The sequence below is a fragment of the Halostagnicola larsenii XH-48 genome (genome assembly GCF_000517625.1).
GTDB lineage: Archaea > Halobacteriota > Halobacteria > Halobacteriales > Natrialbaceae > Halostagnicola > Halostagnicola larsenii.
Genome location: NZ_CP007055.1, coordinates 1,284,645 through 1,307,917, shown reverse-complemented (window position 1 = coordinate 1,307,917; position 23,273 = coordinate 1,284,645). Strand labels below are relative to the sequence as shown.

General features: G+C 60.5%; 27 protein-coding genes. 5 read left to right on the top strand and 22 right to left on the bottom strand.

Going from position 1 to position 23,273, the window contains the following annotated elements:
- Window positions 1–11: 11 nt before the first annotated feature.
- The 13 genes from HALLA_RS06540 to HALLA_RS20505 all read right to left on the bottom strand — a co-directional run bounded on the left by HALLA_RS06540 (window position 12) and on the right by HALLA_RS20505 (window position 8,794).
- Window positions 12–1,610 (bottom strand): hypothetical protein, encoded by a 1,599-nt coding sequence (locus HALLA_RS06540; protein ID WP_049952632.1) that lies wholly within the window; start codon window positions 1,608–1,610, stop codon window positions 12–14.
- Entirely contained in the window at window positions 1,607–2,158 is a 552-nt protein-coding gene (locus tag HALLA_RS06535) for a terminase small subunit (protein WP_049952631.1), read from the bottom strand. Before HALLA_RS06535 ends, HALLA_RS06540 begins: the two co-directional genes overlap by 4 nt.
- Before the next feature lie 50 nt (window positions 2,159–2,208).
- Complete coding sequence (locus HALLA_RS20515) at window positions 2,209–2,400, bottom strand: DUF7563 family protein (protein ID WP_157231337.1); 192 nt, start codon at window positions 2,398–2,400, stop codon at window positions 2,209–2,211.
- Window positions 2,397–2,669 (bottom strand): hypothetical protein, encoded by a 273-nt coding sequence (locus HALLA_RS06530; protein WP_242406197.1) that lies wholly within the window; start codon window positions 2,667–2,669, stop codon window positions 2,397–2,399. The genes HALLA_RS20515 and HALLA_RS06530 overlap by 4 nt, the downstream gene beginning before the upstream one ends.
- Before the next feature lie 255 nt (window positions 2,670–2,924).
- The gene (locus tag HALLA_RS06525) at window positions 2,925–3,149 is read right to left on the bottom strand and encodes a PaaX domain-containing protein (RefSeq protein ID WP_049952630.1); all 225 of its coding nucleotides are present in this window, start codon (window positions 3,147–3,149) and stop codon (window positions 2,925–2,927) included.
- Window positions 3,142–3,576: a DUF6884 domain-containing protein gene (locus tag HALLA_RS06520; protein WP_049952629.1), complete on the bottom strand. Its 435-nt coding sequence runs from the start codon at window positions 3,574–3,576 to the stop codon at window positions 3,142–3,144. The genes HALLA_RS06525 and HALLA_RS06520 overlap by 8 nt, the downstream gene beginning before the upstream one ends.
- Window positions 3,577–3,911: 335 nt before the next feature.
- Window positions 3,912–4,295, bottom strand: a complete 384-nt coding sequence (locus HALLA_RS06515; protein ID WP_049952628.1) for a hypothetical protein — start codon at window positions 4,293–4,295, stop codon at window positions 3,912–3,914.
- Between the two features lie 2 nt (window positions 4,296–4,297).
- Window positions 4,298–6,394: a minichromosome maintenance protein MCM gene (locus HALLA_RS06510; RefSeq protein ID WP_049954022.1), complete on the bottom strand. Its 2,097-nt coding sequence runs from the start codon at window positions 6,392–6,394 to the stop codon at window positions 4,298–4,300.
- A 188-nt stretch (window positions 6,395–6,582) separates the two neighbouring features.
- On the bottom strand, window positions 6,583–7,059 hold the full coding sequence (locus HALLA_RS06505; RefSeq protein ID WP_049952627.1) for a hypothetical protein: 477 nt from the start codon (window positions 7,057–7,059) through the stop codon (window positions 6,583–6,585).
- Complete coding sequence (locus HALLA_RS20510) at window positions 7,052–7,207, bottom strand: hypothetical protein (protein ID WP_157231336.1); 156 nt, start codon at window positions 7,205–7,207, stop codon at window positions 7,052–7,054. Before HALLA_RS20510 ends, HALLA_RS06505 begins: the two co-directional genes overlap by 8 nt.
- Window positions 7,200–7,349, bottom strand: coding sequence for a hypothetical protein (locus HALLA_RS20990; protein WP_169732119.1), 150 nt, complete (start codon window positions 7,347–7,349; stop codon window positions 7,200–7,202). Before HALLA_RS20990 ends, HALLA_RS20510 begins: the two co-directional genes overlap by 8 nt.
- Complete coding sequence (locus HALLA_RS06500; protein WP_197540033.1) at window positions 7,346–7,834, bottom strand: hypothetical protein; 489 nt, start codon at window positions 7,832–7,834, stop codon at window positions 7,346–7,348. The genes HALLA_RS20990 and HALLA_RS06500 overlap by 4 nt, the downstream gene beginning before the upstream one ends.
- A gap of 816 nt (window positions 7,835–8,650) precedes the next feature.
- Window positions 8,651–8,794: a hypothetical protein gene (locus HALLA_RS20505; protein ID WP_157231335.1), complete on the bottom strand. Its 144-nt coding sequence runs from the start codon at window positions 8,792–8,794 to the stop codon at window positions 8,651–8,653.
- Window positions 8,795–9,471: 677 nt separating this feature from the next.
- On the opposite strand from HALLA_RS20505, the gene HALLA_RS06495 reads away from it, so the two are divergent.
- Entirely contained in the window at window positions 9,472–10,800 is a 1,329-nt protein-coding gene (locus tag HALLA_RS06495; protein ID WP_049952626.1) for a 5'-deoxyadenosine deaminase, read from the top strand.
- Between the two features lie 6 nt (window positions 10,801–10,806).
- Here HALLA_RS06495 and HALLA_RS06490 read toward each other — a convergent pair whose 3' ends face one another.
- Both HALLA_RS06490 and HALLA_RS06485 read right to left on the bottom strand, forming a co-directional pair.
- The gene (locus HALLA_RS06490; protein WP_049952625.1) at window positions 10,807–11,187 is read right to left on the bottom strand and encodes a Rid family detoxifying hydrolase; all 381 of its coding nucleotides are present in this window, start codon (window positions 11,185–11,187) and stop codon (window positions 10,807–10,809) included.
- 72 nt (window positions 11,188–11,259) lie between these two features.
- Window positions 11,260–12,642 carry a uracil-xanthine permease family protein gene (locus HALLA_RS06485; protein WP_049952624.1) on the bottom strand — a complete coding sequence of 461 codons (1,383 nt, stop codon included), beginning with the start codon at window positions 12,640–12,642 and terminating at the stop codon, window positions 11,260–11,262.
- Between the two features lie 177 nt (window positions 12,643–12,819).
- On the opposite strand from HALLA_RS06485, the gene hpt reads away from it, so the two are divergent.
- The gene (hpt, locus tag HALLA_RS06480) at window positions 12,820–13,404 is read left to right on the top strand and encodes a hypoxanthine/guanine phosphoribosyltransferase (RefSeq protein ID WP_049952623.1); all 585 of its coding nucleotides are present in this window, start codon (window positions 12,820–12,822) and stop codon (window positions 13,402–13,404) included.
- 59 nt (window positions 13,405–13,463) lie between these two features.
- Here hpt and HALLA_RS06475 read toward each other — a convergent pair whose 3' ends face one another.
- The 6 genes from HALLA_RS06475 to dph2 form a co-directional block, all read right to left on the bottom strand.
- On the bottom strand, window positions 13,464–14,387 hold the full coding sequence (locus HALLA_RS06475) for a hypothetical protein (protein ID WP_049952622.1): 924 nt from the start codon (window positions 14,385–14,387) through the stop codon (window positions 13,464–13,466).
- Between the two features lie 56 nt (window positions 14,388–14,443).
- Window positions 14,444–16,234 carry a hypothetical protein gene (locus tag HALLA_RS06470; RefSeq protein WP_084568944.1) on the bottom strand — a complete coding sequence of 597 codons (1,791 nt, stop codon included), beginning with the start codon at window positions 16,232–16,234 and terminating at the stop codon, window positions 14,444–14,446.
- Between the two features lie 141 nt (window positions 16,235–16,375).
- Complete coding sequence (locus HALLA_RS06465; protein ID WP_049952620.1) at window positions 16,376–17,206, bottom strand: MBL fold metallo-hydrolase; 831 nt, start codon at window positions 17,204–17,206, stop codon at window positions 16,376–16,378.
- Between the two features lie 140 nt (window positions 17,207–17,346).
- On the bottom strand, window positions 17,347–18,060 hold the full coding sequence (locus tag HALLA_RS06460; protein ID WP_049952619.1) for a DUF7344 domain-containing protein: 714 nt from the start codon (window positions 18,058–18,060) through the stop codon (window positions 17,347–17,349).
- Window positions 18,061–18,247: 187 nt separating this feature from the next.
- Window positions 18,248–18,772 carry a hypothetical protein gene (locus HALLA_RS06455; protein WP_157231334.1) on the bottom strand — a complete coding sequence of 175 codons (525 nt, stop codon included), beginning with the start codon at window positions 18,770–18,772 and terminating at the stop codon, window positions 18,248–18,250.
- 60 nt (window positions 18,773–18,832) lie between these two features.
- On the bottom strand, window positions 18,833–19,882 hold the full coding sequence (dph2, locus tag HALLA_RS06450; protein WP_049952617.1) for a diphthamide biosynthesis enzyme Dph2: 1,050 nt from the start codon (window positions 19,880–19,882) through the stop codon (window positions 18,833–18,835).
- Between the two features lie 219 nt (window positions 19,883–20,101).
- On the opposite strand from dph2, the gene HALLA_RS06445 reads away from it, so the two are divergent.
- Together HALLA_RS06445 and HALLA_RS06440 are read left to right on the top strand one after the other, a co-directional pair.
- Entirely contained in the window at window positions 20,102–21,022 is a 921-nt protein-coding gene (locus HALLA_RS06445) for a DUF7139 domain-containing protein (protein ID WP_049952616.1), read from the top strand.
- 96 nt (window positions 21,023–21,118) lie between these two features.
- Complete coding sequence (locus tag HALLA_RS06440) at window positions 21,119–22,150, top strand: hypothetical protein (RefSeq protein ID WP_049952615.1); 1,032 nt, start codon at window positions 21,119–21,121, stop codon at window positions 22,148–22,150.
- A gap of 54 nt (window positions 22,151–22,204) precedes the next feature.
- Here HALLA_RS06440 and HALLA_RS06435 read toward each other — a convergent pair whose 3' ends face one another.
- A complete protein-coding gene (locus HALLA_RS06435; RefSeq protein WP_049952614.1) occupies window positions 22,205–22,396 on the bottom strand; it encodes a hypothetical protein in 192 nt (63 codons plus the stop codon).
- A gap of 191 nt (window positions 22,397–22,587) precedes the next feature.
- On the opposite strand from HALLA_RS06435, the gene HALLA_RS06430 reads away from it, so the two are divergent.
- Window positions 22,588–23,271 (top strand): METTL5 family protein, encoded by a 684-nt coding sequence (locus tag HALLA_RS06430; RefSeq protein WP_049952613.1) that lies wholly within the window; start codon window positions 22,588–22,590, stop codon window positions 23,269–23,271.
- The last annotated feature ends 2 nt before the right edge of the window (window positions 23,272–23,273 follow it).

Genomic DNA, 23,273 nt, shown 5'->3' with positions numbered 1-23,273 from the left:
TTCTTAAACCTTTACCAGCCAACACCGACGTTCCAGGCCCCGTCGCCGGCGGCTTGCATCGCCATCTCGACGCCGTCGAGCATGTCGTCGTGAGCCGCATTCGGGAACTGCAGCCACTCCTCGGTCTCGAAGTCCTCCCACTTGAGGTCGGACGTCGGATCGGGCGAGCACTCCCCAGATGGATCGCCGACGATCTGGAGTTCTCCAGATTCGAACTTCGCAGCGAGGTCGTGGATCCGGCCCTCTTTGCTTCCGCTGGACTCGATCGGCTGGACGGGGAACGTGGAGTTATCGCGAAGGCGTTGGGCGACGCCTGGGCTTTTGTTCGCCTCGACGAGAATCTGGTCGAATTCGATGCCGTACGCTTTTGCGAACCCCTCGAGGAGGTCATGCGCCCAGTCGGCGTTTGCCTTCACGGACATGCCACGGGCGCGATCGAGGAGCGGGAGGTAAGCCTCGTCTCCGGAGGGATGCGCGCCGACGATCGCCAGCGCCGAGTAGTCAGTGTCGTTCTCGGCGGCTTTCTGCAGGTCGTCGACGACGCCGATATCCATCCCGCCGAACCAGCGATACCGATCCGGCGTTCGCGGGAGCTCGTCGTTATAGATCAGCCAGTCCGACTTGAACACCTCGCCCGAGAGCGCGCCAGGATCCTGCTGATTTTCGCGCCTCCAGATGGCGACCGACTCATCTCCGTCCACGAGATCGTACAAGACTGCCTCTGGAGGTCGCTGCTCCGGCCAGATGACTCGGATCTCCTCGTCGGGGATGACGCCGTTCGGTGCGATGGAGATGCCCGCCGGCAGATCGGCGACGTCGTCGTAGACCTTCCCATCCTCGCCGCGGACCTTCCAGTCGCGGTTCTCGACGACGTCCCAGTCGGCATCGTGGATCGCCTTGTGGATCATGACGTCCCAGCGCGCGGAGTCGAGGATCTCCGTCGCGTAGACATCCGCAGGATGTTTTCTGGTCCCGATAACCGCCTGGACTGGTCCCTGCTCGAGGCCGCTGTCGTTGTCCGGGAGGTTCTTCTCGTAGTCCTGGAAGTGATTGCGAACGTTGCGGCGCTGGGTATCGGTGCGCTGGTTGTCCCAGTCCGCGATATCGTCGTAGACGATGACGTCGAAGTGCTTGCCGGTCAGCTGGGACTCGAGCCCGTACGGCGCGATCGAGGGCTCCTTGTGGTTGTTCGACGCCGTGGTCAGTTGCGTCCGGGCGCTATCGGCGATCTCGACGCCAGCGGCTGGTGCCCAGTGTTCGATGCGTTCGACTGCCTTCTCGGTTCGCTCGGCTGCGAGGTCGGCCGTCTTCGAGACGATCGCGACGCGAAGGGACGGCAGGTTGAGAATCAGCCATGTCGGAAACACGACACCGACGCCGTCGGACTTTCCCGACCCTCGAGGGAGCAAGGCAGCAAGTCGAGTCGGCGCGTAGGGAAACTCCGGTCGGACGGCTTTGTAGAGGGCGTTGTAGACGCGCTTGAGGTGTTCGCCCGGCGGGAGGCTGTAGTCGAAGCACTTGATCGACGTCGTCGTCGGGTGCTCGAGCGGATAGTTCTCGATCGCCTCGAGGATCTCGTCGTCCAGGTCGGCCGCCAGCTGCGTGCTCATGTCTCTGGGTTGCCCTCGAAGGCCCCCGCGAGTTTCTGGCGTTCCTCATCAGAGAAGCTGAGTTCGCGCTCTTCGGTGAGGTCGACCTCCTGTTTCTCCGTCTTGACGTACAGATACGACCGCTCGAGGAGGAACCGCGCCATCCCGGTGTCGACGTCCTCGTCGTAGAGGCCGGACGTGATGAGTCGCCGCTCGCCAACAGCTCGCGCGCGTTTGAGCGACTCGGAAAATTTGGCGTCCTTGTTTTCCCAGTCGTGAAGCGTGGACTCGTCGATGCCGACAGTCCGAGCGATTCCTTTCTTCGACATGCCGACTTTGGCCGCGTCCATGATGTCGTCCCAGTGGTCCTCGAGCTTCGAAGGCCGGCCACGGGTGCCGTCGTCGTCCCCCTCGAGGATCGACTCGGCGGAGGACTCCCCGATCATGTGGACGTCGGCCAGCTCGTCGACGGTCGAAGAGAGGACGTCGTCGGCGGTCTCGAAGCCAGCCGCCTCGAGTTGCTCCGCTATCGCCGGGCCGACGCCGTCGATAGATGTGAGTTCGGTCATGAGAAGCGCGTGACGCACCCCGCTTAAGAGCGTTGTGTGCGGTCTGGAGGTTAGTATCGCTGCGTTCGGGATTTGCAGTTCCAGCAGTGTTGCAGGCGCTGGTTGTCCGGGTCGTCACTGAAGACGCGGACGTAGTCTCGAGAGACGACAGTGCCGCAGTTCTGGCACTGTGGCGGGCCATCTGCGTTGGGCTCCTCGAGGTTGTCTGGCCGATACGTCTGATCGAACGTGGATGTGCTCATTGGTTCTCTCCGTCTGAGTTTGAGTCGGTGTTCTCGCTCGTGTCTCGGGGCTGACCGCCGTCGGTTGCGATGAGGCTATCCAGTGCTCGTTTCACCTCGTAATCCCACATCTTGCCGAGGATGGTGAACGCGATCGCCGTCGTCGAGATGACGATCTCGTAGCGCGGGGGATCGCCGATGCCAAGGACTGGCAGGACGACGATGGTCCCCCAGACGACAAAGAAGATGAGCGTCCCCACGGTCTTCTCGAGGGTTTCGTTGTCTGGCATCAGCGCCCTCCCGAGGCAGATCGCCTCACATCGCAGTCGTTCCAGTGGCCTATCCCAGTTTTCCAGCGCCGTCGGGTCCATCGAGTCATCTATAACGCTCATAATTCTGTTGTCGCTCGGGTGTCGGTGAGAGAGGGGTGCTCAGTGGCCGATGCAAGTCCGATCATGGTGGTGGCCGCCAGGGGCGGTTATTCTCACGCAAAGAGACCTATCACTATCAGTGTATGAGGCCACTGAAGATACTTCAGGTAAAAGTTAGGTCCGGACATACAAACGTTTCCGTGCATCGGATACGTCTGTTCGAACTTCTATCACGTCAACATCTTCGAGTGCCGATGTGCAGTTGTAAATACTGCGTTTCGACAGCGCTGTTTCCGTTTGGATTTCGTCGATCGTCATCGGCCCGTCCCCGAGGGCGCGGTACACGAGTCTCGCCCCAGGAGAGAGGTCGGCGACTTCCTGGGGGAACTGGTCAGGCATCGTCGGGATCACCCCGATCGGCGAGGTCGCGAAGCGCACCGCGCTGGTCGAACAGTTGCACGCCCTCGAGCGGATCCCACACTTCGACGTCGTCTGGCAGCGCAGCCTGGAGCGGGTCGGCGTAGTCGCGCCCCATCAAGATCAGCAGCTGGTCTGTCTCGGGAAGGTCGTCGACGACGTTGGCGGCGAGGTCGCGACGATCGTCGGGCTCGAGGTCAGTGATCTTCGTGTTGTACCAGGTGAGGAGATCGTCCGGTTCGACGAATCCGTGTTCGGCCGAGAAGATTCCCCACTCGTCGCAGTGGGCCTCGACGGCGCGGACACGCCCATCGAAGAGCCAGCTGTCGTAGAGGTCTCGAGCCGGGAACTCACGGTCCGGTTCGTCTTCCCCGTGTTTTGACTTACTGCAGCCGATGAGTCCGAACATCTCAGGGACCTCCGTCGGAGTCAATCCTCAAATTTAGTGAAAAATATGTTCGCTTTTGGGCCGGTTGGAACAGCAGGGGGACTCCCCCAAGATACTTAACCAGATATGTTGTTTTATTTGATATGTGTATAGATCTCCAAGGGGCAAGTTGGGCTGAACAGGCGAATTGTCTGATCGGAGTTTCCCAACCGTCTATCCTTGATGTAATGTTCGGTTTTGCAATTGCCGTGATTATTTTAGTTGCTCTCTGCAAAGTCCTCGTTTGGATTAGAGGCCTCAACAGCGGTCTACCACCCAGTAACCGGTAAGTATCGCTCGAGGCGTTGCCGCTGTTCTCACTCATTGGAATCAGCCTCTCGTAGCTTCTGGATGCGGTCGTTCGCCAGCCCGATCACGTCCTTTCGCGGGTCGTCGGTCCTCGAGAGATGTTGTGCGATCTTCTCGCGGAGTATCTCGCGATCGTTGATTCCAATCCGTTGCCGGCCGGTGGGGTCGGTGACCACGAATAGGTCACCGTTCGAACGAGCCGCTACGATCGCTCGACTGATCTTATCGAGTCCGTAGCGCCCGCGAGAGAGAATGCCGAGTACCGAGGGCTTGCTCGCGAGCGGTGGCTGGATGTGCCCGCTCTGGTAGTCGACGACTCGAATGACCTCTTCGTAGATGGCCTTTGACTCTTTGCGGCGTTCTGCTCTGGCCTGGTGCGTTTCAGCAGCCATCGTTACCGACCCCCGATGAACCGAACGTAGCCAGTCTGGGGCTCGATCGCCGTGCCGTGCTTGTTCATCATCTTCGTGATGTCGGACTCGACACGGTGGGGATCGTAGTCGTGGCTGTCTTCGAGTGAGGAAGTCACGGAATCGATCGCGACCATACTGTCTTCAGCTTCATCCTGGGCATCACAGATGAAGTCCCGAATCACCCGCATTCGATCCTTCTGACTCTTAGACGATCCCGACTCTACGACGTCGGCGTCGAACTCCCCGTCCTCGTTCTTGCCGATATCCTCCATCGACGAACCCACGATCTCGGTGCAGATGCGTGCGTGACGTTCCGTGATGACCTCCGAGAGCTCGAACTTCGCGATGGCCTCGGCGACGCGGACGACGTCCTCGAGCTTCCGGAAGGTAACCGGAACCGGGGAGTTGTCCTTCACGTCGTAGAGGCGACGCAGTTCGAGGAAGCTACTCCGGAGCGTCTCCTTAACGCTATCCGATGCGAACGGTGGCGCTGGTTGTTGTTTCGCGACGGCGATCCACTTCCGGAAGATCTCAGGGTCGACTGGCGGCTCGATCTCGTCGTTGACCTCGAGGCCTTGCTCATCTCGCTTTGCGGCGTCGCGAGAGTCCAGAACGTGGTCGGCGATCTCCCGATCGTCGTCCTGGTCGGGAACGTCCTGGACGGTGAAGATGAGGTCGAACCGTGAGAGGAGGTCCGACCGGAAGTCGAACTGATCCGGGATGGGTTCGTAGGGATCGAAGCGGCCGTCCCGGGGGTTGCCGGCGGCGATCACTGCGGCCTCGGTCTGGAAGGTAGCCGTTTCCCCCGCCAGTGAGGCGTTGATCTTCTGGTTGCTCATCGGCTCGAGCATCGACGCCCGGACGTCGGGCTTCATGTCGTCGAGCTCGTCGACGCAAACCGTGCCGCCGTTGGCCTTGACGAACGCGCCGGCCTTGAGCGTCCAGTCACCATCGCCGAAATCGTCCTGTTCAGCTGCGACCGTGAGGCCCGGGCCAGTTGCCCGGCGGCTCGTGACACCGACGGTACGCCAGCCGAGGTCCTGGGCGCGGGCGATCAGCTTCGACTTCGCTGTTCCCGGGTCGCCGATCAGGAGGACGTGGATGTTGGACCGATCCGAGTCACCGTCAGCGTACTCGACTCGATCGCCCGAGACCATCGCGAGGATCAGCGCCATCTTTTCGGTGTCGTAGCCGAACACCTTCGTCGAGAGACTTTCTGCAGCGACCTCGAGCGGCGGGCCTTCTGCGCCATTGGCGAGGTCCTCGATCCGGGAGCGCTCTTCGGCGGAGACGTCGAGATCCTGTTGGTCAGTCTCCTCTATCGAGATGTGTTCGCCCTCGAGGTAGGGATCGAACTTGGCTTTCTTCTTGTTCCCCGAGGTCTCCTGGTTGAAGTGGATCGTCCCGGAGACGACGACGCGATCGCCGATCGTCGCCTCGCCACAGATGTCGTCCTCGACGAACGCATCGATTTTCTGGCCGGCGCCGTCGGCGAGCTCCGGCGGGACCTTGATGCGGAGTTTTTGTGCGTCGACGAACTCCGACTGGTCGAAGTTGACCCGGAACGGCCCCTGTCGTTCACAGCCCTGGCACTCGTGCGGTTCCTGGAAGTCCGAGTCTGATTGGGGGATTCGGTTGAGCGTTCCGCAGAGTTTGCACTCGAACGCCGCCTCTTCGACTTTCGGATAGACGTCGGTCGCTTTCGTCACCTCCCCACGGATGCCTCGGTAGGATCCGAGGTGTTTCGAGGGCGAGAACTCGCCTGGATAGTACGTGTACTCCGGCGGGAGGTTATGGACGCGTACGTGGGCCTGCCCGAGTGAGATGTCGATCGGGAGGTCGTACACGCGAAGCGCCTCCTCGAGGTAGCGTTGCAGTTGCTCCGGTTGCGAGAGGACGTCATCGGCGATCGTCGGATCGAACGTGTAGACGTCATCGTAGTCGACCTCGAGGGATCGGCTCTCTTTTGGATAGTGCTGTGCGAGTTCCTTGATCTCCTCGCTGTAGTACCGTCGGAGGAAGTCTCCAAGGCGATCGGCGAGAGGTTTCGATTTGTCGTCGGATTGAGTTTGTGGCATTTTCGTGACGGCGCGTTTTCGTCCGCGAAGAAAACCGAATTGGACGGATCCCGACGCCACAGACGGCGTCGGACGGCGTCGGATTCGGTAGACCCCACGGTAGTCGACAGTTGTTTACACACTACACTACAACTACAGTTACACTGAGTGAAACGGAGGTGGGATACCTCGTTGGAAGGAAGTCATTCTTAGACCAACCCCTCCGAATCCGTTTTCTTCGCGGACGAAAACGAAGCTCCAGTTCGAGCCTCCGCTGCGTCGACGGTCAGTTGCTTGCCTTTCCCGGCGGGATCGACGTACTCGAATCCTGGGGCGCTCGCAGCGAGTCGCATCAGCTTGTAGCAGTAGTCCGCGCTGGGCTCGCCGTCGAATACGCTCCACATGATGTCATTGTAATCGAGGGAGGCCCGGCCGTGGCCGTCGACGGCTCGTTGGAAGGCGTGCTCGCGAACGCGACCGACGCGACCATCGCGACCGAGATCGTCGTACGATTGGTCTTCGTCGATCTCCTGGTATCGAAGCTCCAGTGCAGTGAGTCGATCCTGCAGCTCGAGTTTATCCTGGGTGAGGTCCTCGACGTCGTCCTCGAGGTCGGTGCATCGGTGCATCGCTCGCTGTGCGACCTGGAGGGCTTCCTCCGCAGTGACCTCTGGACCGTCACTCATCGAGATCACGCTCCAGGTCCTCGAGGCGTTGATCGATGGAACCGAACTCGCGACCGATAGTGGCGAGCCCGTCGTCGATCTCGAGACAGCGGCCGAGTGCTCGCTGCGAGATCGCCATCGCGTCCGATGCGGTGTCCGTTTCAGACATGGCGGATCACCACGTGGCCGCCGGTGCAGTTGTCACAGACCGTCCGCTTCCCGTGCTTGGGGTGGCGAATGACGACGTCGGCGGTCTCGTGACAGCCGAGCGCTCCGCAGATCGGGTTCGAGTGATCGGTCTGGGCGCTCATCGCCGACCACCTCGTTCGATCTCCTCGGGATCGAAGATCCGACTCCACGCGATTTGGGCGTAGTCGGGCCGATCGCCGGCTTCGATCCAGGACGACACCAGCTCGTCGACCTCCGCCGCCGGGACCATCTTCATCGCGATGATTGACCGGCTGGGATTGGGCTCACAGACGGCGAAGAGGTAGACCGCATCCTGCCCAAGTAGGTACTCGTGCTGTCCCTCCCGGAGGTAGTAGCGCCCGCGGGTCTGGCTCTCGCCGTAGACGACCATCGCCGACTTGATCTCGAGATCGGTGCCGCTCTCGATGATCGATAGCGAGTCTGCTATCTGGAGCAGGTCGTCGGCCTCGATCGCCGCCAGCGCTCGGGCGTCTATATGGACGTCGACGTCGTCACCGACGTGCTCGATCTCCGGGATCGCCTGGATGACTTCGGAGGCTGCGTTCTCCCCACCGCGTTTGGAACATATCGACTCTTGGATACTCACGCCCCGACACCTCCAGAGACCGAGACGTTTTGTGCACGGTGCACGCCTTTCGGTGCACTTTCCGAAATGCCGAATTTAGCGGTATTACAGTACTGAAGGTCCGATATCAGGGATTTTATCTCGAATTGCCTTCCCTTCAGCACACCAAATATGGGCCTATAGTTCGAGATCATACTCTATCTGTGGCCCACGAGTCAGGATATGTATTCTCCGTTCGATCGCGATCTTCTCCTTAATTGCCGAGGATCTGGATCGACACATAGATCATACCGATTTTCTTATAGGATATCCGACCGCATTATTTCAATTGAATGGATGAGAAGTAAACACGTCTGAAATCCGGTTTTGTCGCTCAATTAGTTCTACGAATTCGGCCAATCGCAAATCGTGGCAGCCACAAATTTTCTTCCCGATGGGGCTCCAATCGATCCGTCGAGCAGCGGTTCGGTTGGCGAATTTTGGCTATTACTTTCGAGAGATCCGAGGGACGGGTAGTCCCAACTACGACGATCGTTGCTCGAGAAGTGGCGTCTCGAGCGACGAAACCGATCTGCAGTGTACGTCGAGATCGACGAATCCGGCACGTTTCGCTCCTAAAGACGCCCTACAACTCCAACTTACCGCTCGGAAGTCTTCCTGCAATGGGCTATCGAAACGCTCTCACGACCCGCTCAGTTCCGTGAACGGTGTTCCAGCCCAGGGGGAGTCGACACGTTCTCGATAGCGCCTACGCCGTCGTAGGGTCGATAATTCGAGCTCGCTCGAGCGGAAGCGCCCTCGAGATGACCATACCGGTTGGGTCTCGAACTGGATGCGCTACGGTGGTCCGCTGCGCTGGTCGGCCAGCGCGTACGCCCACTCGCCGACAGCAGGCGCTCGCTTCTGGTCGTGGCTCTCGATTCCATTGTCTGCATCTCTCGCAGCCACCTCGAGCGTCGCTGCGGCGGCGGTGCTGTCCAATTCGGCTGGTTCTCCGTGTGGCGGTTGATGGGATCTCGAGCGGAGAGAACGGTGCTCGAGCGTCGACAGGGTTGCTGGATCGGCTCACGACGCTGAGGAGATCGGTTGCCTGGCTTACGAACGATGATATCGGTCAATCTCCTCGCGCTCGCACGGCCCTCTGCGACCGTCCCACACCACTCAGTGCGCTCGACGACGGTCGTCTGTCGCATCGTCAGCTAGTACCGAGAGCGAAAGGATGGCGTCAGCTGTACTCGAGGTCGCCCGCTCGAGAAATCGTGGGGAGTAATTCGATACTGGTTCTCAGCCACCCGTGGTTATCGTGTGAGTGAACACGAGTACTGTAGACGCTCTGTGGCGAAGCACTCTGTGGGCTCTGGATCGGTTGGGTGGCGTCTTGTCGCCAGCCGATGACCCATTGGACGATGGAAACAGTTCCCTGTTGCCCCATTATAGACACAGCTGGGTCACCCGCTCCCAGAACTATTTCCGTTGGCTATAATCTCTCCACAGAAAACTATTGTTTTTCATACACTATTCTCTGGCCGAGATCGAACAGATAAATCGTATCTCGCTATATCGAAGAATCGGCCTTGTGCCGGTCGCCGTCACCTCCGTCTCGAACTCGTGCGCACAGAACAAATCGTTTTGACCCTGGAACCGAATTCTGCGGGTAGATGCTACTTTCCGGAACGGTTATCGCCGACTCGAGGACCGTCCTCGAGGACGGCGCACTCGTCGTCGAGGGGTCGGAAATCGCCGCGGTCGGCGAGCGATCCGAGATTCGCGATCGGTATCCGGATCTCGAGGAACACGAGTTCGATCTCCTGGCTCCGGGGCTCGTCGGCGGTCACATCCACTCGGTCCAGAGCCTCGGCCGCGGGATCGCCGACGATTCGGAACTCCTCGAGTGGCTGTTCGAGTACGTGCTTCCGATGGAGGCGTCGCTATCGGGCGACGAGATGGAAGTCGCGGCGAAACTCGGCTACCTCGAGATGCTCCAGAGCGGGACGACGACCTGTATCGACCACCTCTCGGTCAACCACGCCGACAGGGCGTTCGAAGCCGCCGGTGAGAGCGGAATCCGCGGAGTGCTCGGAAAGGTGATGATGGATCAGCGCTCTCCGGAGGGACTTCTCGAGGAGACCGACGACGCGCTCGCGGAATCCGAGGAACTGATCCGGGAGTACCACGGCTCGTTCGACGACCGGATCCGATACGCGGTCACGCCGCGGTTTGCCGTCTCGTGTACCGAGGCGTGTCTCCGCGGTGCCAGAGAACTCGCCGACGCCTACGACGGCGTTCGGATCCACACCCACGCGAGCGAGAATCGAGGCGAGATCGACACCGTCGAATCGGACACCGGCATGCGAAACATCGAGTGGTTGGACGAGGTCGGACTCACCGGCGAGGACGTCGTGTTGGCCCACTGCGTCTGGACGGACGAACGCGAGCGGGAGATCCTCGCCGAGACGGGCACGCACGTCACCTACTGTCCCTCCTCGAACATGAAACTCGCAAGCGGCGTCGCACCGATTATGGAGTATCTCGAGCGCGGAATTCCGGTCGCGCTCGGAAACGACGGCCCGCCGTGTAACAACACGCTCGACCCGTTCACGGAGATGCGACAGGCGAGCCTGTTACAGAAGGTCGATCGACTGGACCCGGTCGCTATACCCGCCGAAGAAATCTTCGAGATGGCCACGGTCAACGGCGCGAAGGCGGCCGGCTTCGATCGCCTCGGAAAGCTTCGTTCCGGGTGGCGCGCGGACGTCATCGGCATCGACACCGACAAAGCGCGGGCGACGCCGCTGCACGATCCGATCTCTCATCTCGTCTTCGGGGCCCACGGCGACGACGTCGAGTTCACCATGGTCGACGGAACCGTCCTCGTCGACGACGGCGAGGTTCGCTCGCTCGACGCCCGATCGATCCGCGAGGAAGCGTCCGAAATCGCCCTCGATCTCGAGGCGTATCGAGAATCCACGGACGACGCCCGTCCGTAACCTGGCTCAGTTCGCGGTCGCGATCGCTTCGATCTCGATCCCGACCCCTTTCGGCAGATTGGCGACTTCGACCGCGCTCCGGGCCGGCGGCTCGTCGTCGAAGAACGCCGCGTAGGTATCGTTCATCTCGTCGAACGCCTCGATATCGTCGAGGTAGACGGTGACTTTGAGAACGTCGCTCATCTCGAGGCCTTCCTCAGCTAACACCTGCTCGACGTTGGTGAGGCTCTGTTCGGTCTGTGCCGCGATCGGTTCGTCGGCGAGTAACTCGCCGGACGCGGTCAGCGGAATCTGTCCGGCGGTAAAGACGAGGTCGCCGTTCGTTGTCGCCTGACTGTACGCGCCGACAGCGGCCGGTGCATCGTCCGTGCTGATGATTCGTTTCACGAGTAGTCGTTCTCGGCGGGTCGCTTAATTATTGGCGACCGTGAGCCGGACGCTCTGTGATACTCCGTCCGTTCAGTCGTCGCTGACCGCGGCTGATTCGTCGGCCCGATCGGCTGGCTCGGCCGGATCGTCGAACAGCGGGCTCGAGTCGCCCGGGACGAACGTATTCAAAAGGAGTGCGGATAGGCCTGTCATGATGACCGCTTCACCGAAGAACGTTCGTGCCGCTCTCGGCAGTCCCTGGAGCGCTTCGGGGACGACCGCGACGCCGAGACCGAGGCCGAGCGACGTCGAGATGATGACCATGTTCCGCCGGTTCATCTCCACGTTCAAAAACAGCAAGCGCATTCCGCTTGCGGCGACCATGCCGACCATCACGAGGACGGCACCGCCGAACACGGGTTCCGGAATCGTCGTCACGACGGCTCCGGCGATCGGGCTCAGTCCCATGATCGTCAGGAAGATACCGCTCACCCCGACGACATGTCTGCTCATGATACCCGTGAAATTGACGATACCGACGTTCTGCGAGAACGATGTCACCGGAAACGAACCGAAAACTGCACCGATCGAACTCATGAGTCCGTCTGCGAAGATGCCGCCGCGAAACTCCTCCTGGTCGGGGTTTCGACCCTCGGCGGCGGTGATGCCGGACATATCCCCGACCGTTTCCATCGCGGAGACGAGAAAGAGAAACGCGAACGTGACGATCGCGACAGGGTCAAACGCGTACCCGAATTCGCCCGGCATCGGAACCTCGACCAGCGACGCGTTGGCGATCGGACTGAAGTCGACGACGCCGAACGCTATCGCGACCGCGTAGCCGACGACGATTCCGATGAAGACGCTCAGTATTCGCGCCACGCCGTCGAGAAAGAGGTTGAACAACACCGCGATAAGCAACACGAGCGCCGCGAGTCCGAGGTTCTGTACGGAACCGAAACTCGTCGCGGCCGGATCGCCGCCCCCGGCGTACTCCATCCCCGTCGGAATGAGGTACAATCCGATGATGATCACGATCAGACCCGTTACCAGCGGCGGGAAAAACGACTCGATGCGTCCGAACTGCCAGCCGATGAGCCCCTCGACGACGATTCCGGTGACCAGTACCGCACCGAAGACGGCCGCCAATCCCTGTTGGCTTCCGATGGCGCTCGCCGCCCCCAGAAACGTAAAGCTCGTGCCCATGACGATCGGGAGTTTGGCCCCGACCGGTCCGATCGTGTACGCCTGAACGATCGTCGCGAGCCCGGAGAACAGAAGGACCATCTGGACGAGATACCCCGTATCGGCGGCCCCCAACCCGACCTCGCCGGCAACGAGGAACGCGACCGCGGTCGACGGAACGATCATCACCAGAACGTGTTGAATGCCGAGCGGGATCGCCTCCGATACCGGCGGCTTTTCGTCGAGTTCGTACGCGAGATCTATTTCGCTGTCTCCCTGTCCTGACATGAAGCGTTGTCTCTCACCTCTCGAATTTCCCATTTATACCTTGTCTTCTCGAGAAACAACGCGGCTTCGGAACGCCTGAAACGACGACGCCCAAGGATGTCTGAAACGACGCCACTCAGAAACATCCGGACCACACATCGATCAATAGCTTTTATTCGCGCCACAAGAAGTACCGGCATGGAACAACTGGAGCGGTCGGTCCACGACGCGCCGATCATCGAGAAAGACGACTACGAGTACCTCGTCCACCCGATCAGCAACTGCGTCCCGGTGCTCGAGCCGAGCCTGCTGCGCGAAGTCGTCACTCGGATCGTCCGTGCTGCGGACCTCGAGAACGTCGACAAGATCGTGACTCCCGCCGCGATGGGGATTCACATTTCGACCGCGGTTTCGCTGACGACGGATATTCCGCTCGTCGTCATCCGAAAACGCGAGTACGGACTCGAGGGCGAAGTCTCGCTCACGCAGGAGACCGGGTACTCGAAAAGCGAGATGTACATCAACGACGTCGACGAGGGCGACAACGTGCTCCTGCTCGACGATATGCTCAGTACCGGCGGGACGCTTCGAGCGATCACCGAGGCGCTCGAGTCGATCGGCGCGACCATCGTCGATATCGTCGTTGCGATGCGAAAAGTCGACGGCGGCGACGCGATGGTCGACAGCGAGTACGACGTCTCGTCGTTGCTCGATATCGTCGTCCGCGACGGCGAGGTCACGGTAATTCGCGACGAGGAAGAACGCCAGTTGGTCACAGAGTAGTTCGACGAGTAGGAGGCAACTCCGTCCGGATCGAAACCGGGTAGCGAGTCGGCGGTCCGTTATCGGCCGATCGCGAGTTCGGTTTCCGTCTCTCCGTCGGCCAGCAGCGAACGAACTGCGTCGACGGTCGCGTCCGTTTCCGCGGTGTTTTCCATCAGGACCGTTTCGCTCGGGAACAGTTGCTCGCCGAGCAAGAGGCCGTGTTCTCGAGCGGTCGAACCGGTCACGGTGAGATAGACGCCAGCCCCCGTGTCCGCGATGGCCGCCTCTTCTTCGACCGTCGAATCCGGGTACACGAAGTCGATCCCATCGAGAATGTCCGTCCCGAGAACCGCCTGAACGAGTCGTTCGTACCGCGGGACGATACACAATGGCCCAGCGTACTTCTCGAGGAACTCCCGGTCAACCGATTCGGACGGCGGCGTCGCGTCCGGCGTCGCCATCAAGGTGTGATAGACCGTATCGCCGAGACCGGTAACCACCCGTACGTCGGTGTCCGTCGGGTCGATGCGGGCGTTGACGTCCGCGATTCGCTGTAAGGGCTCCGGCCGCAGTTCGACGACTTCCTCGAGGACGAGGTCGGCGCTATCGAATCCGAGCGCGAACTCGTGGGTTCGCAGGGCGCGAAACGGTTCTTCTCGCCCCACGAGTTGTATCGACGTACCGTCGGGAACGCTCTCGACACCCTCGAGCGGAATCGTGACGCTATCGAAGACGATTCGCCGCGGTTTCCCGGCCCGGTCGTCCCGAAACAGCGTGTACTCCGGCTCGGTCGGGTTCTCAACGGTGCTGTACGTTGCGAGACGATGGTAGACGTCGTGATCGCTCGAGAGCGATCCTTTCGTGAGCGCCTTCTCGTGTCGGAGCGTCGAACTGATGTCGTCCGCGAGGTCGCCGATTCCCAGTCGGTTCGCCAGCCGGTCGAGAACCGACTCGAGTGGCCGTCCTTTTCGAGGAATCGCGATCGGGATCGTCTCGCCCATTGACCGAAAAACTGCAACCGAGAAGTAAACGAGTTGCGTTTTGTCTCGCTCGCGGGTTAGTTCGAGAACATCGACCCGAGCTGGTCGCGCCAGTCGTTCAGTTCGGTGACTTCCTCGGAGAGCGTTTCGACTTCCGTCTCGACATCCGCGACGGTTTGCTCGACTTCCGTAACTGTCGATTCGACCTCGTCAACGGACGTTTCGACCGTCGAGATCGTCCCTTCGACGTCTTCAACGGATTGTTCGACATCCGTGACGGTGTTCTCGACATCTGTGACAGTTTCTTCGACAGCATCGACGGTCGCCTCGACGCCCTCGACGGTTTCTTCGGCCGCTTCGACCGTCTCCTCGACGGCCCTGACATCGTCGACGACACCTTCGACATCCGTCTCGAGATCGCCGATATCGGACTCGTTGGTTTCGACCTGGCCCTCGAGATCCTCTACGACGGTGTGGGCGGCACCGATTTCGGATTCCAGTTCTTCGAATCTGGTGTCGATACCCTCGACGTCGTCGGCGACCTCGTCGAGTCGATCCGTCGCCGAGTGTAACTCTTCGCCGAACAGCGCCGTCTCCGATTCGACGTGATCGACGTCCGCGACGACCTCCTCGAGTTCGGACTCGGCAACGTCGACCCGCGTATCGATCGAGTCGAGTTCGGATTCGACGCTCTCGAGTTCGGAGCGGAACTGCTCGATGATCTGTTCGCCGGTGCCGTATTCGTCGAGGAACTCTTCGATCGCTCCCGAATACGCGGCGACTTCTTCGACCCGGGACTGGAGGTGGTCGACCCGTGCGAGATCCGGCCCGTTCATCTCGATATCGAGTTCGGCACGGAGCACCTCGAGGTCCTGCTCGCTGACAGAGCCGGTGCGAATCTCGTCAGCGAGTTGGGCGCTGAGCGATCGGTCGTCGCCGTCGCTCGCCTCGTCGGCCGCCGCTGCAGTGACCGCTCCGGCGTCGACCTCGTCATCGGATTCGTGGTCGTCGGCCGCCGCTGGTGGCGTGTCGTCGATATCGGGCGTCTCGGAGCTGTCCGTTCGTTCCTCGGAATCGGTCTCGAGTTCGGGTTCGGCATCGTCGACCGACGCGGACTCGTCCGCTTTCGCCGGCGGAATCTCGTCTTCTTCGAAGTCGAGATCGACTCCAGAGGAATCGGCTTGTTCACCGTCCTCGAGGTCTCCGTCGTCCTGAGATTCTCCGTCACCCTCGATGCCGAGTTCGTCGGCGTCGTCGACGTCTTCCTCGTCCGCGAGCGATTCGTCTTCGGACGAAGCTTCAGCCGCGGCATCCGACTCGAGGCCGGGAACCGAGTCGGACTCGCCGGCGATCATGTCTTTGACGACCTGGTTTCGGTCGTCGGTGATGATCTCGTCGATCATCGTGTCGTCGACTTCGTCGCGTGCAGCCGAATCCGCCCCCGCCGACTCTCCCTGCGCTCCGCCCTCGTCGGCTGAAGCGTCTTCGTCTTGGGCATCGGGATCTTCGACCTCGACTGTGACCGAATCGGTCAGAAACTGCGCCGCTTCGGAGTCGTCGCCGATTCGGATCCCGTAAACGGTGACGAGCGTTTCCTCGGGGGAGAGCGTCCGAGTGAATTCGACGTGGTGGTCCTGAAACGCGGTCCAGTTTTCGCTGTAGTAGTTCGGGTGGAATCCGACGCCGTCCATCGGGAAGGATTCGGGGATGTCCTCAGAAACGGTGACGGTAACCGCTTCGTCGCGGCTCGAGTCGATTTCGAATCGAATCGCAGGAACCGGGAACTCGTCGGCGGCAAATAGTTTCCGGACAGTCACCCCGTCAGAACTCGCTTCGATTACCTGATCTGTGTCGGCGGCTGAACTCATGAGAGCAATATTAACTTACCATTACTATAAAATGCACGGCAGTTTGGGAATCAGCGATTGAAGACGCTAGAGGCGGGAAGAACACCCATACTGCCAGAAGTGGCCCATTGATCGGATTCGAGAGACCGGGCAGCCGATTTTTCAGAGGTCGACGCGGTCCCCGATTTCGATGATCTCGAGAGTTGTCGGGTACTCAAAACTATTCGTGTGGTGATAGAGCGCTTTCGGATCGGCGGTGAGCCCCTTCCACATGTCCCAGTGGCTCGGACAGAGCGTCTCTAGCTGGAGCGTGTTCGCCGCTTCGATGATCTGATTCTCGTCGTTGTACCAGCGGGTTCGTTTCGGCTCGCCGGTCTCCTTGTCGGGGACGTTCCCGACGGTTCCAAAGGCGAGCACGCCCAGGTCGACATCGTACTCGGTGCCGATTCGCTCGAACTCCTCGGCGGGTTTCGAATCGCCGCCGTGGAAGAACGTTCCCGCCTCGTGCTCGATGACGTAGCTGACGGGATGTGTCGCATCGACATCGCTCGCGGGTTCGACGTGGACGGTAAACTCGCCGATTTCGAGAGTATCTCCCTCGGATACCTCCTCGAACTGGTCGTCGGTGACGTCCCACTCGTCGGTCCAGCCTTCCTCTCGAGTGACGGCGAGGCTGTCGTCGGGTCCGTACATCGTCGCGCCGGTGGTCTCGAGGATCGGTGCCTGACTCGGGCCGTCGACGTGATCCGTGTGCTCGTGGGTCGCGAGCACGGCATCGGCGTTGGTTACGTCGGTCGGATCGAAGGGAACCGGAATCATTCGAATCGTTCGCGGTGGGCTGCCCGTTCCGAGATAGGGGTCGATGAAAACGGTCGTTCCCTCGCTGCCTTTCAGCGCGAAGCCGTTACAGCCGAAATACCAGACGGCGACGCCGTCCGGGTCGGCGTCCTCGATCGCGCGAACAAGCCACTCGCCCCAGTCGCTCGTTATCATACGTGTAAGTGCTCGGAGCGGGCGGGTAAGTGTTATCGTTTCCCTTCAAACGATGAGATCCGCCCGCATCGAGCGTTGCGATGACGATGGACTACCCACCCGGAAGGGCCTCCAGATTTCAGCAAGGTGTTTTCCGGTCGTCAACAGGAGGCCGAAAGCTCGACGATCGCCGCAGTCTCGCTGTCTCGGTCCGATCCGAGCCGCGAGCGGACCCGATTCGCGTCGGGATCGTACTCGATTAGCCCGGCGTCCTCCAGAAGCGGTAGATCCGCGTGCGTGATAGCCCCCACGACGTGTCGCCAGTCTCCCGGTGCGATAGATCGGTCGGTTCCAGCGTCTGATTGGCTAGTCAACTCGATTGCGATCGATTCGACCGTGACGGCGTGAGATCGGTCGGAGAGCGTCTCGAGGATACATCGACGACGCGGATCGGCGAGCGCCTTGAACAGTGCATCCGTCTCTTCGGCGCTCCGGTCCGGAAACTCGAACCCGTTCGTGAATTCCACTTCGAACGCGTCAAGGGTTCCTTCCTCGAGGGTAGACGTCTCGATGGCTGCCGTCGCGCGTTTGGTCTCGGAATCGTACGCGATCAATCCGGCATCCGAGAGCATCGGAAGATGACGATGGTGCAGGTCGACGAGAAGCGACTCGAGCGATCCGACTTGCAGTGTTCTGTCGGCCGTCTCGAGTCGTTCCGCGAGTTCCGACGCCGTCTGCGTCGACTGCGGGGCGTCGAATACGATCGCAACGAGACGCCGTCGAACGGGACTGGCAAGGGCCTTGAGTGTAGCATTCAGCCGTTTCTCCTCGCCAGTTGCACGTTTACTCGTCTGACCGTACGCATAGTTCGTCATTACTGGCTCTGGGAACGCTACCTCATTAAGCGCGTTCCCAAACCTCTTAGGGCTGTGAAAGCGGACAGTCACGGGAGCAGAACGCTTCGCCCGTCGACATGGGGCATATTCCGAATTATCGGTTAGAAATCACGTAGCGTCACGCCTTGTATTCCCTATCTGCAATAATAGCTTGAACGGGTCAGTCCTATTTCGAGAAACCGAGCGCGAACGCTCCGAGTCCGGTCGTTGTAATGATGAACCGTAGTATCTCGCCGAGCACCGGAACCGTCGAAAGTAAGGCGACGACGACCGCCCCGATCACCAACCCCAACCAGTAATTGGATTCGCCGGCGAAGGCGGTTCCGACGGCGATCACCGCCAAAACGTTTCCCACTATTACGACAATTACGAAGACGAAGATCCCGGGGATAACCACTAACAGACCGATGACCGTGATTACGAGGGCAATCACGCTAATAATCGTGAGGACGTACACGAGTAACCCATAGAGGAAAGACGTACCGGGATCGGTCCAAATTCGATCGACAGTGCGTTGGGATGTCTGTGGCGCGATTGCGAGGACGAGCGCGCCGATACCCACCGATATCGCGATTTCGATCGGGATCGCGAGAATCAGAGATTCAATCGGAAGGGTCGGATCTCTCGACTGTGTAAGCATTCCAAGGAGCGGATCGGGCTCGAGATAGCTCGATGTCAACCTGGAGGACATACCAGTACCGAGCAAGAAACGCAGTAAATAGTTTCTGGACGATACCCCGGTGTGAAACGCCTACCAGGTGCCGTGGAACGTATCGAACTCGAGGCTGTCGAGCGGTTCGTGACCGACGGCGATCTCGTACTCGCCGGGGGTGAGCATCGGCTTGTGGAACTGCGGGCCGTCGTCGGTCGTGATCCGCGGGCAACCGGTGTTGACGAACGCGTCCATGTCGAAGTTCCGGAGTCGATCCGGCGTCACCTCGTCCATCGTGATGAGGTAGGCGTCGTCGTTTTCGTCGAGGATGTCTTGGGCCTGCTCCCAGCGACCCTGTCCGATCTTGGTACAGAAGATGACGCCCCACTTCTCGGCGTCCATCGCGCGGTGGATCGCACCGTAGCGCTGTTTCATGAACTTCTCCGTGTCCGCGACGGTGACGACGTTGTTGACCGGGTCGGCGATGACGACGTGTTTGTCGGGGTGTTCCATCGCCAGCCCGAGCGGATGGAACTTGCCGCCGCCGACGTAGAGGATCTGGTTGGCGGGAACGTCCGCACTGGCGTAATTGCATCCGAGCACCTGCCCCTCGTGGGTCAGTCGTTCGTCGCCGCGACGGCTGTCGACGTCGTAGCCGCGTTCCTCAAGGAACTCTCTCATCTCCTCGTAGAGATTCATGTGCTGGGCCGTCGTCACGAGGCCAACCTCGGGGTCGTCGTCGGGGTCTGCGAGCGTCTCGAGGGCTTCTTCCATGATCGGCGTCACGTCGACGTTCGAGAACAGGGGCACGTAGATCACCTTGTCCGTGTCCTTCATCGGCGAGTGACCGAAGTGGACGAAGACGTCGGTGCGTTTCATCAGGTACGTATCGAGGTCGCAGGCTCCGTAACAGGGCTGGCCCGAGAGCATGATCGTCACGTCGTCGCGCACGCGTTCTCGCAAGTCGTCCGCGACCTTCGGCCCGCGGCGTTTGAGGCCTTCGGGGAACTGGAGGCCGACCTTCGCGGCGTCGCGGTCGTCGATTTCGTCGACGATCCGCTCGAGTTCGTAGTCCCACTCCCGGTCGTGTTTGAGGCTCATTCCTGTGTTCCGGAGGTCTCCCTCGCTGTACTCCGACTGCTGGCTCATTACAGTTTCATTCGTCGGCGCACGTAAAACGGCGGCGCTTTCGGGCCTCGTCGTGGAATCGGCCCGTTCGCCACGTAGCTCAGACACACGGGATTTCCGTACCCGATCCGGCGACGAAATGAGACCCGGGGTCCGTCGACGAGGCGAGACCATTTGTTGGCAGCCGGCACGTTCTCGTGGTCCGAAAAGTCATGGTACTGCAGTCTAAATGGGGTGTCAATGGTAGCACGAGGCGATTCGGACGGATACCTATTCGACCTCTATCGCCAGTACATCGGCGAGCCGTCGGGTCGAAACGACGTCTACGTTGGGTTCGGCCTGTTCTTCGGTGGTATCGGACTCGCAGTAACCGCGCTGGTGCTTTTTATTTGGGCAAGCACTCACGAACCCCGGTCGGCAGCGTACGTGACGTGGACTGAACCGGCCTACGGGTTCGGAATGCTATCGCTTCCGGCGATGATGCTGGGAATCGTCGTCTTGTTGCCCTCGAACCGACGGATGCTCTATACGTCTCTCATGGGCGCAGCAGTGACGTTCGGAGCCGTTCTCGGGTTCTTTTACGCGTATCCATCAGACTGGAACGGCCACGGACAGAATTACACTGTCGAAGTCGTCGCGATCTATGCGGTCGGTATCGCGGGACTCATCGCGTCGACGGGTGGCGCACTGATCGCACACTACCTCGAGCTCGCCCAGTCGGCCGGCGTTACCGAGACTCGAGACGGCGACGAACAGGCGGGATCCGAATCCTACACTGACGAAGAGATTCAACAGGACATCGACGACGCGATGGAAGACGTCGAACTCTCGTGGGGTGGCGTCGAAAAGGGCGACAACACGAAACTAAACTTTAGCAGCCACGAGTTCGACAACGTCGAAATCGGCGACACGGCAACGACGACCCGGTCGTCCGGCGTCGACTCGCAGGTGGCCGGACTCAAGGGCCTCAAAGGCGGCGAGACGAAGACGACGACCTCGAGTTCGTCCGTGGAGGATCAAACGGCGAAGCTCAAGGAACTCAGAGAACAGAAACGGGCCGAAGAGATGGCGACGAACGATTCGAATGGAGCGCTCGATACCGTGGCCTCATCGTTGCGGTCGGCCGCACACCGAGTCCGATCGCTTTTCGGCCGGAAGTAAGGCCGTTACTGGCAGAACGAATAGCGTTCACCTCGAACGATATCGAACGAAAAAACCTCACATAGATTTATAAGTCGTCAGCGGCCTTCCAAAACTATGGCCAAAGGCCTAGACGTTGGGACAATGAACATCCTGTCAGCCCAACAGGATGGCGACGATACGGTATTCGTACAGCAGCGAAACTCCTTCGTAGAGATCGAGTACTCGGATATGGCCGAGCAGATGCTCTCGCGAAGCGAAGTCCTCCACATTCGCAAGGACGACAAAGTGTACGTCGTTGGCGACGACGCGCTGAATTTCGCGAACATTTTCAACAAAGAGACGCGGCGGCCGATGAAACACGGGATCCTCTCGAACGACGAGAAATCGGCCATCCCGATGATGAAACTCATCATCGAACAGGTCGTCGGCGAGCCGACGTATCCGGACGAGAAACTCTACTTCTCGACCCCCGCGGATCCGATCGACGACGATCTCTCGACGCTGTATCACCAGAAGACGATCGAGTCGTTCCTAAACGACATGGGATACGACGCCGAACCGATCAACGAGGGGATGTCCGTCATCTACTCCGAACTCGCGGACAACAACTTCACCGGTCTCGGTATCTCCTTCGGTGCAGGGATGACGAACGTCTGTCTGGCCTACTACGCGGTCCCCGTGATGAAGTTCTCCGTCGCCCGCGGCGGCGACTGGGTCGACGAACAGGCCGCTCGAGCGACCGGCACGCCGGTCGACAAGGTCACCTCGATCAAAGAGGACGACTTCGAACTCGACTTTACGACCGACGTCGGCGGCGTCGAAGGCGCGCTCTCGATTTACTACGAGAACCTCCTCGATTACGTCATCGAAAACATCGTCAGCGAAGTCGACGAGGAAGACGTCGAGGAAGGTCTCGACGTGCCGGTCGTCGTGACCGGCGGGACCTCGAGCCCGAGCGGCTTCGAGGATCTGTTCCGCGACCATCTCGAGGACGCGAACATTCCGTTCTCGATCAGCGGCGTGACCCACGCGAACGAACCGCTCTACAGCGTCGCCCGCGGTGGCCTCGTCGCAGCCCGATCGGACGAGGACGTCGAACACGACCACGACGACGAAGAGGCGGAAGCGGCCGCGGCCAGCGAGTAACGACCCGACCCCCAATTTTCGCCGGAGCCCGCTCGGTCACGAAACTGCGACTGACTACTCCTCGTCGGCAGTCTCCGCTGCGTCGTAAAACCGATTGAGCGCGTCCCGCCAGGATTCGATCTCCGGAAACTCGCGCTCGTGTTCGACCGGAACGTCGGCGTACCCACACTGGCTGCACGCCACCGTCGTCACGTCGGCGAGCGACAGGCGCTCGAGCGGGGACGAACACCGGGGACACTCCTCCATACTGGTTCCTGTGACGGCACGTTCTTAACTTTATCTCAGCCGTCGATCGATCGAACGGCGGTTTCGCTCGATGCGGGCACTCGAACATTACATCCTCACTCGTCTGCGTATCGAACACGTCCTCGAGCGTGTCACGATAGGCTTCCGCCAATTTGGAAATCTTTTGTGTGCGGCCGGCGTCTGCCCGTTCAATGTGCGTGCCACAGCGACGAACGCTCGCCCGTCGGCTGGAAGGCGTCGACGACTTTCGAACGCCGTCTGCCGATCTCGAGCAGTATCTTACCCCGGCGGAAGTCGCTGCACACGTCTGTCAGTTCGCCGCGTTGCAGGGCGATCTGGCCGGCGAAACCGTCGTCGATCTGGGGACGGGGACCGGAATGCTCGCGATCGGAGCCGCTCTCTGTGACGCCGAGCGGGTCGTCGGAATCGACGTGGACGAGGACGCCCTGACGCTCGCTCGAGAGAACGCCCGAGCCGTCATTTTCGATGGCGCTGTCGATTCCGCCCCTGGCGAGGGTCCGTCGGGTTGGTCGCCGATCGAGTGGATTCGCGGCGACGTCACCAGACCGCCGCTGTCAATCGACGACGCGACGGTACTCTCGAACCCTCCATTCGGCGCACAGCGGGGAAACCGCCACGCCGATCGGGACTTCCTCGAGACGACCAGAGCGATCGCCGCCACCTCCTATACGATTCACAACGAGGGAAGTCAGGAATTCGTCGAGTCCTACGCGAACGACGCCGGCGGAACGGTCACCCACGCGTTCCGCGCCACGTTCTCGCTCGCGAACCGACTCGAGTTTCACACGGACGAAACGCGCACGCTCGAAGCGGAGGTGTTCCGAATAGAGTGGGACTCGAACGCGGAGTCGTGACG